The 12,723-nt window shown below is 48.3% G+C and carries 10 protein-coding genes; 4 read left to right on the forward strand and 6 right to left on the reverse strand.

Going from position 1 to position 12,723, the window contains the following annotated elements:
- Positions 1-15 precede the first annotated feature (15 nt).
- Positions 16-1,029, forward strand: coding sequence for a zinc-binding alcohol dehydrogenase family protein (locus WDY75_RS08750; protein WP_063480346.1), 1,014 nt, complete (start codon positions 16-18; stop codon positions 1,027-1,029).
- 200 nt (positions 1,030-1,229) lie between these two features.
- Positions 1,230-1,661: a DUF1992 domain-containing protein gene (locus WDY75_RS08755; protein ID WP_040680919.1), complete on the forward strand. Its 432-nt coding sequence runs from the start codon at positions 1,230-1,232 to the stop codon at positions 1,659-1,661.
- 99 nt (positions 1,662-1,760) lie between these two features.
- Here the strand turns inward: WDY75_RS08755 and WDY75_RS08760 are convergent, their stop codons facing one another.
- The 6 genes from WDY75_RS08760 to WDY75_RS08785 all read right to left on the reverse strand — a co-directional run bounded on the left by WDY75_RS08760 (position 1,761) and on the right by WDY75_RS08785 (position 9,436).
- Complete coding sequence (locus WDY75_RS08760; RefSeq protein WP_006212001.1) at positions 1,761-3,281, reverse strand: ABC transporter substrate-binding protein; 1,521 nt, start codon at positions 3,279-3,281, stop codon at positions 1,761-1,763.
- A 28-nt stretch (positions 3,282-3,309) separates the two neighbouring features.
- Positions 3,310-4,071 carry a response regulator gene (locus WDY75_RS08765; protein WP_063480345.1) on the reverse strand — a complete coding sequence of 254 codons (762 nt, stop codon included), beginning with the start codon at positions 4,069-4,071 and terminating at the stop codon, positions 3,310-3,312.
- The gene (locus WDY75_RS08770; protein WP_006211999.1) at positions 4,046-5,809 is read right to left on the reverse strand and encodes a sensor histidine kinase; all 1,764 of its coding nucleotides are present in this window, start codon (positions 5,807-5,809) and stop codon (positions 4,046-4,048) included. Before WDY75_RS08770 ends, WDY75_RS08765 begins: the two co-directional genes overlap by 26 nt.
- Before the next feature lie 142 nt (positions 5,810-5,951).
- A complete protein-coding gene (locus WDY75_RS08775) occupies positions 5,952-7,448 on the reverse strand; it encodes an ABC transporter substrate-binding protein (RefSeq protein WP_063480344.1) in 1,497 nt (498 codons plus the stop codon).
- A gap of 90 nt (positions 7,449-7,538) precedes the next feature.
- Complete coding sequence (locus tag WDY75_RS08780; protein ID WP_006211997.1) at positions 7,539-8,468, reverse strand: carbohydrate ABC transporter permease; 930 nt, start codon at positions 8,466-8,468, stop codon at positions 7,539-7,541.
- A gap of 11 nt (positions 8,469-8,479) precedes the next feature.
- Positions 8,480-9,436 carry an ABC transporter permease gene (locus WDY75_RS08785; RefSeq protein ID WP_063480343.1) on the reverse strand — a complete coding sequence of 319 codons (957 nt, stop codon included), beginning with the start codon at positions 9,434-9,436 and terminating at the stop codon, positions 8,480-8,482.
- A gap of 245 nt (positions 9,437-9,681) precedes the next feature.
- Here WDY75_RS08785 and WDY75_RS08790 point away from each other — a divergent pair, with 245 nt between their 5' ends.
- The gene (locus WDY75_RS08790) at positions 9,682-10,347 is read left to right on the forward strand and encodes an SUMF1/EgtB/PvdO family nonheme iron enzyme (RefSeq protein ID WP_063480534.1); all 666 of its coding nucleotides are present in this window, start codon (positions 9,682-9,684) and stop codon (positions 10,345-10,347) included.
- 620 nt (positions 10,348-10,967) lie between these two features.
- A complete protein-coding gene (locus tag WDY75_RS08795) occupies positions 10,968-12,707 on the forward strand; it encodes an extracellular solute-binding protein (protein ID WP_063480342.1) in 1,740 nt (579 codons plus the stop codon).
- Positions 12,708-12,723: the final 16 nt, after the last annotated feature.

Here is a 12,723-nt window from a genome sequence, read left to right on the forward strand (position 1 = left end):
AGGAGGCAGTTAGAAGTGAAGGGAATTGTGTGTAATCGGATTGGGGAATTTCAATACCGGGAGGACTTGCCTGAGCCACAATTACTCGACGGAGAAGCCATCATCCGCATCAAGCGAATCGGAATTTGCGGTACGGATCTACATGCCTTCCGCGGTAATCAGCCTTTTTTTACGTACCCGCGAATTCTCGGTCATGAGTTATCCGGTGTGATTGAAAAGGTCGGAGTTAACGATGAGGGATTGAAGGTCGGGGACACCGTCTGTGTCATTCCTTATATACACTGCGGAGAATGCTGGTCTTGCCTGAGAGGCAAAACCAACTGTTGTCGATCCATGAAAGTGATTGGCGTGCATCTCGACGGCGGCATGCGCGAGCGCATCTCCGTTCCGATTTCCCATTTGATGCGGACCGAAGGGCTGTCTTTGGATCAGGCGGCCTTGATAGAGCCGTTAGCCATTGGAACTCATGGCGTTAAGCGGGCGAATGTAACCAGCAAGGATACGGTTTTGGTGATCGGAGCCGGTCCTATTGGACTTGGGATCATGGTTTGTGCCAAAGCGATGGGAGCAACCCTTATCGCCATGGATACAAACGTCGATCGACTGGCCTTTTGCAAAGACTGGGCGAAGGTAGATCATACGATTCAGGTTGGAGAGGAACTATCCGATCTTTCGGCGCTAACAGGAGGAGAATTTCCCTCCATCGTTTTGGACGCAACAGGAAACCAGGAATCCATGACCAACGCTTTTCATATGGTTGCCCACGGGGGGACCTTGGTGTATGTCGGCTTGATTCAAGGAGAAATCTCATTTCGGGATTCTGAATTTCATAAACGGGAATTGACGCTGATGGGCAGCCGTAACGCAACCAAGGATGATTTCAATGAGGTGATGAAGCAGATCTCGGACGGCGGGCTGGATGTAGAACCGTACATAACTCATCGGTGCAGATTTGAAGAATTGATCCGTGAATTTCAGGGCTGGATGCATCCTTCCGCCAAGGTGATCAAAGCGATGGTGGAGCTTTGAACCATCCTTACTCAACGTATTAGCCTGGTTCAGAAGAAGTATATGAGCTTAATTCATTCCACACCGGTTCTTCCATTTACGGATGAGAAAATGTTATATTTTTCGATCATTTTACAGGTCATGACGATGGTTATGCAGAATGAGTTAAAGAAGGAGTCATGTTCATTCCCTCGGTAGGAGAAAAAAAGGAGGTGAAGCAGATGGATGTGAACAAGGACCCAAAGGAATCTGCTTCTGCAGCTGATGAAGATCAGCATCAAGAAAAAGAACGGCGTCCTGTGTCGACCAGCAGCGGGCTTCTGGAATCGGCGGTCGACAAGTTTGCAAGAGAAGGCGGCTTTGACGATTTGCCGTTGAAGGGAAAGCCAATCAAGATCGAAGACGGGGATGTATTAACCGGTATCATGAAAAACGCGAATTACCAGCCGGCATGGATTGAGCTGAGAAAAGAAATCGCCGCCGACATCAAGCGGCTCCTGGGTCGTCCGGAGCCAAATGCAATCCCGGAGGCTGAGCTGGAGGCCATCAACCAAAAAATTATGAAGTACAACCGGATGGTTCCGAATCCGCAGCTGCAAAAAGGACTCCTGTCCGGAATGAATTTGCAGGCAGCCTACGACAAATGGGAGTAAAATTGCAAATAGAGACCTTGAAGCAATCAGCTTCAAGGTCTCTTCTGAATATAGACAATAGGGTTCATTCACCCCGATTCAATTCCGCCTACCTGCCGCTTACTCTCTTTGGCTCCGCCAAGCGTCCAACTGCTTCTGCACCTCTTGTCGTACTTCGTCCATGCCTGCTTGCTTCAGCTCCTCGTTAAACTTGGGGAGGATGGTATCGACATCGACGGAGCCTGTCATGAGGCTTGGATAATATTTTTGCCAGACCATCTCGATGTTAGCGGTTTGGGCGGTCAGGCTGGATAGATCCGGCGTGAATCCAAGAACAGTGGAGTTGACGACGCCGTCGTTGTATTTACGGAATTGGTCCCATTTGTCGAGGGGTTCCGGGTTATCGCCGCCCATGGTTTTCAGAATAAACCAATTCCCCTGCGTGTACTGCACTCCTGAATAGCTGCTTGCCGGCGTATCCGGGACGGCGTCGTCATTGCTGTTCTTATCCGTAATCAGAACTACTTGGCCCTGTTCATCCAGCGTGTAGTGCACGCCTTCGATCCCGTAATTGAACAAGTTGCGTATTTCCGGGTCCGTATTCAGCAAATTCAGGAATTTTATGCACTCCACGGGATGTTTGGTGTTGGCATTAACGGCCATGATGCCTCCACGGACGGCTTCCGTAGTCACGGTGTTAGGGGTTACGGGATGGGCTACAAGTTTGTAGCCGCGATCCTTGCTCCAAGTTGTCTCCGAGAGCGGTCCGCCGCCCGAGGACTTCCAGAACACCTTGGCCCCTCGCTTAAGCGCTCCAGGCTCTCGCAGCGCGGCATCCTTGTTAATGAAGCCCTCCTTGTAATAACGCCGCAACGTATCCAGCACCTGCCGCGCTTCCTTGGTTTCGAAGATATTCACCACCTGGGCGGCAGGGTTCAGCGATTGCACCATCAAGGGTAATTTATGGTTCAGAATATATTCGTATCCATGGAGCGCGAAGAAATTCTGTGAATCCCGGTCCAATTCCATAGGGATGTATGCCGGCTCTTCCTGGCGAATCATTCGTAGCAAGGGTTCAAGGGATTCCAGCGTATTGTATTGGGTAATGTCGATATTGTGTTTGTTCACGATGGAAGCGGGGTACATCCAATGATCACGCACGGCTAATTCCTTATTGGTGGGCACGCCGTAAATGCTGCCATCGTTCATACGCACCCCTTGCCAAAAGGTTGGGTCGATGGCATCGTACATGTCCTTACCAATGCCGGTAAGGTAATCATCAAGCTTCAGCCAGGCGCCGCGCATCGCAGTTGTTGCATAATCGGGGGCAAAAGCGATATCAAACGGACTCCCGGCGGATATCAGCGTGTTCAGCCGATCCTCGTATTCTAGCCAGCTTACCTTGACATAGGTGATCGTTACGCCGATTTTGCGAGCCATGATTTCATTGATTTTGTCGTTTACGAGCTGGAGATCCTTGTCCGGCTCTCCGATCGTATAATAGATCAGGTTAACCGTGTCGCCATCGTAGGCCTCGTCGTTATGTCCGGGCTGCGGGAAACAGCCGGTTGTATACGATGTGAGCAGCATTATTAGAACAATATGCATGAACCATCTTCGGGGTCTGGCATGCTTCAACATCGATCTCCTCCTTTCTCGCAGCGTGTTGTTATCCTTTTCCCCGCAGTTCAGAAGGAGATTTACCGAAAAAGTTGTGAAATTGCGTATAGAAATAATTGAGATTGTTGTAGCCCACCGAAAGCGCGATGCAGGAAATTTTCTCATCGGTTCCTTGAATTCGTTCTTGAGCAAGAATCATTCGGTAAGCCATAAGATATTCTGAGAACTTCATAGCGGTTTCTTTGAGAAACAATTGTCCAAGGTAGGTGCTGTTCATCTGAAAACGCTCCGCCACGGATTTTAAGGTGATGTTCTGAGCATACTCTGTCTTGATCATCAGCAGAATGCGGTTGACCAGCTTCGATAAGCTGTCATAACTTACACCTAAAACCGGATCCCTGTTCAAACTCTCGCTATTTATATCACCAATCGAACCATTCAGATCCTCCACTATAATCTTCTCGATCACTTGCTGCAGTTTGGTGCGTTCCACAGGTTTGAGCAGATAGTCTTTGACACCGCAGCGAATGGCTTCCAGAGCATACTTGAATTCGCTATAACCGCTCATGATAATAAATTTAGTAGGGAGCTGAAATTCGTTGAGTCTGCGAATCGCCTCATATCCAAGCTCCTTGCCGATGCAGACATCAAATATGGCGATGTCCGGCATCAGGTCCACTGCTTTGGACATGGCTTCGTTGATGGATTCGCAGGTTTCGATCCGGCCGAAGCCGTATTGCTTCCAATCCAGAATTCGCTTCATCCCCTCCAAAATCTGAGGTTCGTCATCCACAATCATCAGTTTGTACATGTGCAATCACCTCTTTTGAAATCCGCACGGAAATCTTGACTCCGGCTTCCTCATTATTCTCAATCTCTATCGAAAAGCCGTTCCCATAGAAGAAGTGAAGGCGTGTGTATACGTTGCGCAGCCCGATGCTGCCGGAAGACGGATCATCGTGGTTAGACAGCGTGCTTCGGACGTTTTCCAAGCGCTCTGGCGAAATCCCGCTCCCGTTGTCCACAAATTCCAGCACGTAACATGCTTCGGACTCAAAACCATTAACTACATACAGATTAAACTCATGATGGGTGTTGAAGCCGTGAATGAAAAAATTCTCAGCCAAAGGCTGCATCCAGAATTTCACGGTAGGGAGCAAGAGCAGCGGCGGTTCCACATTGATTTGGTAATAAAAACGTCCCGGGTATTTAAACTCCATAATCTCCAAGTACTTCTGCAGCAATTCCAGCTCGCTTGCAATCGAAATGACAGTTTCCTTCTTCACCATCTCCCGATAGAGCGTCCCTAACGTAGCAATGGCGTCCGCGGTGTCCCTGTCCTGGTTGACAAGGGCCGTGGAGCGGATAACCTCTAACGTATTGTATAAAAAATGAGGGTTGATCTGATGTTGAAGCGCTTTCATTTCAGTTTCCTGCTGTTTGATTTTCAGCAGATATTCATTGCGGATATGCTTATTCAGCTGCTGAATCATATCGTCCAATTCCCGGGCGATCATGCCGTATTCATTGCGACGGTAGCGGGCAGGCCCGCTTGGCGTAAAATTGGCCATCTTCACACGTCCTATCGATTGAATGATGCGGCGGAGGAAGAGGGCATCATCCCGCATATTGTATGCAATGAGAAGAAGTACGCTAATCATGGCTGCCAATACAATCAGAAAAACGGTGACCAGCATGCCGGCATGCTGACGAATCAGCATGGATAAATCGATGAGGGTGATGAATTTGAAATTAAATTTGGTGGATGGGAAGGAGGCAAATAGGATATGCTTCATGAACCCTTTCGAAATAAAACCATGACTGCGTCCATCCGCCTCAGCCAGACGGGATAGCTCCTCCAGGTCCTGGTCCTGTCCATTGCCGATGAGATAGGTATCGCCAGAAGCACTAACGGCAGCAGCATTGCCGAATCGAAAATTTCGTATGGATTTAAAAACCTGATCACTGCTGATCAGGAAGCGCATTTCCCCGAACTCCGGAGCGCCGAGCGCCGGATCCGACAATTTCTTGCGATATACGAAGCCCTTCATAATGGTATCGCGAAAGGCCTCATCTGCATTCGGCAGCCCGAAGCTGAAGCTTGCCGTTCCGTTTTCGTTAAAACGTACGACATTGCCATACCGGGCGGTGTGCAGACTAATCTGCGTAATTTCGCCTTGCGCCCAGCTGTACAGGTAGGTCTTAACGTCCTCCGGAAAGGAAACCAGCGGCTGTGAGAATTGGCTGTTGACCAGCCTGTTGGTTAAGTAGCCTTCCGCACTGCTGCTTAAAAAGCTGCGAGCGTCGTTCATCAGACCGGGATTGGAGTATATCCGCTGCATGTAGGCTTCGATTCGGTCGGCATCATACTGCAGCTCGTTCTCAACGCGCGCGAAGGCATTGGCCGCCTCGATGCGGGCATTGCCAATCCATTGATTCAGCAGCATGGCACTGGTCAGCGTGCCGAGGGTGAGTCCGATGGCCACGACGAAGATACAATAGGCAATAAACTTGTGACGATAAATTTTGATTTGTAAAAAAGAGCCCATACGACACCTCGATTGCAGCAGATCGGCCGAAATAATCGTTGCTATATCTCAATGTAACACGATTAACACCAAGCTTCATAGGTGTAAGGAAAAAGCATCCCTTAACAGCGACTCATTAAGGGATGCGCATGAATTCTAAGCATTACTTGAAGTATTGGTTGATTTGCTCCTGAGCAGCTTGCATAATCGTGTCCATGCCGGCCGACTTTAATTCCGCCGTGATTTTGGGCACCATTTTCTCCGGATCGGATGCACCTGTAATGAGTTCATATTTGTATTTATCCCATACGGCCTGGCAATTCGCCACTTCGGTTTGAAGATCGGTAATGTCAAGCGCGAAGCCCAGAATCGTTGAAGAGGTCGCTGCATCGTTCAGCTTTTTGACCTGTTCCCATTGATCTTCAGGAGCGCCTTTTGTAACCGCTAAATTAAAGAACGTCCCTTGCGTATAGGCAGCCAGCGGCCAAGTATCGGAGGTGCGCTCAATCACCTTCTCGCCATCAACGTTGTTGTAGTCCACGCCTAACTCGCCGAAGGCCAGCATATTGCGGAGCTTGGGATCCGTATTCACTAACTCGAGGTACTTCAGGGCTTCCTGTTTATATTTTGAATTCGCCGAAATTGCGTTTAGCGAGCCTTGGATCGTACTGGTTGTATAAATAGGTCCGTAATGCTGAACCATATCGTACTTCTCCACGGCGTCATTGATTTGCCAGCTGACCTCTGCCCCAGGGAAGGCCTGGGCTGCAAAGAATGCTCTTCCTTTGTCGTTCTCTGTTTTTGTCGGCGCATCCGGGTTGATGATGCCGTCCTGGTACCACCCATGCAAGAGCTTCAGGTTTGCCATGATATCAGGCTGCTCAAGAACAGAGACAACCGTACGCGAAGCATCGTCAGCCTTTACGCCGATGGGCGGGAAGCCTAAGGTCAAATCGTCATACTCGTTGAAGAAGCCGTTCAAGCCTTCGCCTTGCGTCATCGGGAGCGGATAGAAGCTTTTGCCTTCGCCAGCCTTCATGTCATGGAGAGGCTTATCCAGATCCTGCAATGTTTTCATCTGATTGATATCGATATTGTACTTTTGTACATGCTTATCATCGAATACCCAGTACTGCGTCAGTGACGAATCCTTGTAAGTCGGAACAGAATAATACTTACCGCCGATTTTTGTGCCTTCCCATACCTTCTCGGGAATCAATTTGTACAAGTCGGGCGTTTCACTCTGCACCAGATCCGTGATATCGGCAAATGCGCCCATAGCTACTTGTTTGCTGTATTTACCACTGTTCGTGAACATGATGTCAAATGGCTCGCCGGTATTCACAATGGTATTCATTTTGGTGTCCCATTCCCCCCAGCTGGCAACCTTGATGTCAATCTTCACGCCAATCTTCTCGGCTGTGTATGCATTCATGGCATCAATCGCTTTGCTGAAATTGTTAGGCACTTGACCGCCAATGGTCCACCAAGTCAGCGTTGGGACATCCTTGCTTGCAGCTGCGGATTCTTTAGATGTGTCCGGCGTCGTCGAAGATCCATCAGACGTGGATGCAGGCTTCGAGCCGCCACAGGCCGCCAAAGCAGCCAGCATAAGTGTCATCACGCACAGTGCAGATAAGAACCTTAAAGATTTCTTCATTCCATTTCCCCCTTCTTGAAGTTAACTCACCGTAAAAGTTGTATAAGAGTGATCTATCATAAACCAAGTATGGCTTGGCTTATTTCGCTGTTATCCTTTGACTGCACCGACCGTAAGCCCGGATATAAAGTACTTTTGGAAAAAAGGGTAGGCGAATGCGACAGGCAGAACGATGAGAATGGCTACAGCCATGCGGGCAGATTCCTTCGGCATCGTTGCGACAAGCAGCGCGTAGCTGACGCCCATGCTTGCGGCATTCTTGGCAAGTGCATCCACATTGCTCATTAAGCTGTTAAGCAGTGCTTGCAGAGAATAGAGGTTCTGGTTGTCGATATACAGCATCGATTGGAACCAGTCGTTCCAGTAACTAAAGCAGAGAAACAGTCCGATCGTTGCGATGACCGGTAGCGAGATCGGCATGATGATGGAGAAGAAGATTCGCAGCTGGCTCGCGCCATCAATTTCGGCAGATTCGATCAGCCCATCCGGAATCGTGCTTTTGAAGAAGGTTTTACATATGATGACGTTGAACGATGAAACAGCCAGCGGTAGAATTAGGGCCCAGACGCTATCCTTGAGACCTAACAGATTGGTGTTAATGAAATAACTGGATACCAAGCCGCCATTGAAGACCATGGGGATGAACACGACCCAAGTCAGAAAACCTCTCAGCTTGTAGGTCGGGCGAGAGAGTACATATCCCATCGAAGTGGTCAGCAGTACACCGAGCACGGTACCAGCTACGGTAACAAGTGCGGATACGCCGAGCGCGCGCAGAATCATCGTACCCTGCTTGACGATATAGACGTAGGCGTCAGCTGACAAAGCAACCGGCAGCAGATGATATCCCGTCTCGCGGATGGAGTCTTCACTTGAGAATGAAATCGATAGAACAACAACAACAGGGATGACGCAGAGCAGCGCCAGGATTATAAAAATCAGATTAAACAGAAGGTTCACGGCTTTGTTTGTACGGTTAAACTTCTCCAGGCCCGTCTCATAAGCGGTTTTCGTTGTCATCGTTTTGCCTCCTACATCATCGCGCTATCCGGATCAATTCGGCGAACAATCCAGTTAGCGATCAGAATGGTAGCACACCCCAGAACAGACTGCACAAATGCGGCAGCAGAGGCCATCCCTACGGTGGCGGTTTTTAATTGTTTATACACCATTACGTCGATGGTGGTAGACACGTTGAAGAGAGAGTTGGAATCTCGCGTAACCTGATAGAACAAACCGAAATCGGTGTAAAAAATCCGTCCGACGGCCAAAATGAACATCATGACAATCACCAGCTTGAGCATGGGCAATGTAATAAATCTTGTCTGCTGCCAGATGGAGGCGCCATCAATGACAGCTGCTTCATAATAAGTGCTGTCAATGCTCGTGATGGTTGCCAGATAGATGACCATGCCATAACCTAAGCCTTTCCAGATATTCAGGAGAATCAGAAAGTACGGCCAATAACTTGGCTCCATATACCAGTTAATCGGATCGCTGCCCATATTGACGAGCACTTGATTGACAATTCCTTTATCAAAGCTCAGGAAGGCCCAGCCTACGGCGGATACGACAACCCAGGATAGGAAATAGGGCAGGAACATCATCGTCTGATAGACTTTGCTTGCCTTTCGACTGTGGAGCAGACCGATCATAATGGCGAATAGAACGGGCAGTACAATCCCAGTAATGATAAAAATCATATTGTAGCCAATGGTGTTACGGATAATGATCCAGGCGTCATTCGACTTGAACAGGAACTCAAAGTTTTTGATGCCTATCCATGGACTGTTGAACACATTACTCAAGAAGCCGCCGCTAATCCTGAAATTTTTGAAGGCGATAATGATCCCGAACATCGGCAAGAAACTAAACAGGATGTACCAGATCGTCGTTGGCAATGCCAACAGGGTCAGTTCCGTATCCTGCTTGTGCCAGCGCGTTCGAAAGCGCTTTCGTTTATCTTTTGGTTCGGCTGTAGAGCTCATGTCCGTCACTCCTTACGGGGATATCTCGCTTGTAGTGGCCTTGTTGAATTCATTGTATAAGAGAAAGTTTCGATGCTTCCAGACAACAAACTTGATACTATAGTCAACAAACGTTAGATTTGAAAGAATTGAATTGTGAAACACAACCTAAAATTGCTATTTGTGGAATAAAAATAGCGGATAAGTTAGCAGGAACGGGAGGAGGAACGTGGTTGAAACCAGAGCGTAATCGAGACGGGTATCCTATGGTACAAATACCGGCAGGTGAAATTCAACTAAGGGACGATCGTATCAAGACAACATGGACAGCTCAGGTAAATTCTTTTTTGCTAGCACCGGTTCCAGTTACGGCTGCGTTGTATTGCTCGATTATGCAACAGACAGGTGAACTCGGTGACAAGCCTCAAGCGCCGATTGCGAATGTTTCATGGCATGATGCGATTCTCTTTTGTAATACAATATCGCAGAAGTCAGGTTTAAAGGCATGTTACTCGGTAAGCGATGATAGAGAGCAGGTTATCTGTGACCGGGAGACGGATGGCTATCGTTTACCTACAGAAGCGGAATGGCAGTATGCCTGTAAAGCAGGGACGGGTGGTTATCGGTACGGTGAGCTGGATCAAATTGCATGGTATGGTGAAAACTCGGAGGGTATGGCGCATGAAGTAGGCAAAAAGCTGCCGAATGCGTGGGGGCTCTACGATATGCTGGGAAATGTTTGGGAGTGGTGTTGGGATTTATACGACCCGGAAGTGTACGGTCCCTACAGAGTTTTTCGTGGTGGAAGCTGGGCTGAAGAAGCCAGGGGATGTGGAGCAACGTGCCGCCGCCGAAGTCATCCAATATTTCGAATTGAGGATCTCGGCTTTCGTCTTGCAAGGTCGATTCCCTCAAAGGGAATCACCTCCTGAATTACAAATGCATGAGCTGCTGTAAATCGATAGATTTTTTCACGGGAACCCAAACGCCCATTTATTACAGGTAATCTGTAATAAATGGGCGTTTGTTACGAATAGAGGTTTAGTCGGATAAACGTCTGGGACTGTTGACTCATCCGATGAATTTTTATTGATAACACTAATAAAACAAGACTTATTCATGTTTTTCTATTCCAACACTTACAATTCCAAAAACATAAAGATTAAAAAATACATCAAATTAATTACATTAATTGTGTTTGAAAGCGTTGACAAAACAATGATATATGCTTATACTTCGATTAAATATACAGGATGTTTGTATTAAATGAGGGGAATTTGAGTTTTGTTCTAGTTATTTTTTAGCTGAAAGGGGACTTGTTTTCGGGATGGTAATGAGAGCAGAAGCATGGCTTCCAGCGAGGAGGTGCTGGTCCGCATTTCTATGATCTTGTTGGAGTGAATAACATTCGCTTTCCGAGAAGCAACCAATGCTCCGAGATTTAAGAATGAAGTCAAGCTTTAATCAGGCGCCCTTGAATAACTACAGCTAATAGAACATCTCGACACCATACGGGAACGCTTGCAACTATTCATATCATGGGAGGTTAAGCATGAACAGAACGATGAAGCGCCTTTTCACACTGTTATTCATATCCATATTGATCATTTCGACGGTAACCGCTTGCAGCGGTAAAGGAAACAATGAGCCCGATAATCCCGTAGCCAAAGAAGAAGGCGTTTCCAAAGAGAAGAATCAAGTGATTTTCGAAGACATCAGTGAAGACATTCGCGGGAATACAGCACCGACGCAGGAGCAGATTGACGAGGTGAACAGCACGTTAAACGATACATACCTCGGTGATGTTTACGAGGAAGTGATTCCGAGTGATTATTCTGCATATCCGGTCCAAGGTGACGTGGTACTGGATGTGTGGATGCCCGCGAACTCCAATATCCCGGATATGAATAATCACTTGGTTCAGAAGCAGGTGGAGAAGCTGACCGGAATCAAAGTGAACTTCATTACGCCTCCTGTCGGGCAGGAGGCGGACGCCTTTACCTTGATGATCTCCTCCGGCGAGCTGCCGGATATCATTATCGATCCGGGGCGTTACCCGGGAGGTTTTGAAGCCGGGGTGAACGATGGTGCCTATTTGGACCTCACCGATAAGATGGAAGAGTTTGCCCCCAACTACACGGCATGGCGAAATTCCGATGAAATGAGAAGAAAAACGACCGTAACGGACGATGGCCGATTGCTTGGCTTCTACGGCATCGCGCCGTATTCCGAATGGATCTGGTTCGGAACCTTAATCAAGCAGGAAGCACTGGATAAGACAGGGCTGGAAGTTCCGACAACGATTGATGAATGGTACACGTTCCTCAAGAAATGCCAGGAAGTTGGATATAAGAATCCGCTGAATTACGGATCCACTTACGGCCAAATCTTTACTGGCATCATTAACGGAGCGTATGGCGTATGGGATTGGACCTTCATCGATGAGAACGGCAAGGTTGCATGGGGACCGGCACAGCCGAAAGCGAAGGAATACCTGACCACGATGCAGCAATGGAACAAGGAAGGCTTACTGAATCGGGACTGGGCGACCGCTGACTTTAATCAACGGATGGCAAGCGCCATTTCCGATGATACGGCTGTCATGATGGACTCGCCGGATACGATGTGGAGTTATTGGAAGGTGCAGAACGATATCGATTTTGTCGGGGCGCTGAATCCTGTGCTGAACAAAGGGGATAAATCCGCATCCACCTATAAGAATTTCAAGAGAGCCGGTACCAATGCGGCCATCACCACGCAGAGCAAGAACGTAGAGGCCGCTATGGCATGGCTGGATTTCAACTTCACGAAAAAAGGCTGGGAGCTCATTAACTTCGGCGAGTACGGCACGGTGCATTTGGTGGATGAGCAGGGGATGCCGTATTACCCGGAGAACAGCTATATCTACAATGATCCGGATGGTCAGCCGGTTGATGTGACGCTCTGGAAATACCGCATGCACAACTGGCCGAATATTCGTGACGAGCACCATGCGAATCCGTTGATTGCGGCAAAAGGCAGCTATTCGGGCGATATCCGGAAGACCTGGACGGAGAACATGGATACGAGCATGGCGATGCCGCCGATTACGTTCACGAAAGAGGAAGCCTCACGGGAGGCAGAACTCGGGAACCAATTGTCTACGCTGCGCGGTGAATATTTTGCCAAGATCATGATGGGTGAACTGCCGGTGGATACGTACGATAAATTTTTGAAGGAAGCGCAAAGCATGGGGCTGGAGGAATTCTTAAGTCTCCATCAAGCAGCCTTGGATCGGTACAACCAACGCTAGTGTCACTTTCGAAGAA

The organism is Paenibacillus glucanolyticus (assembly GCF_037333485.1).
Lineage (GTDB): Bacteria > Bacillota > Bacilli > Paenibacillales > Paenibacillaceae > Paenibacillus_AQ > Paenibacillus_AQ glucanolyticus.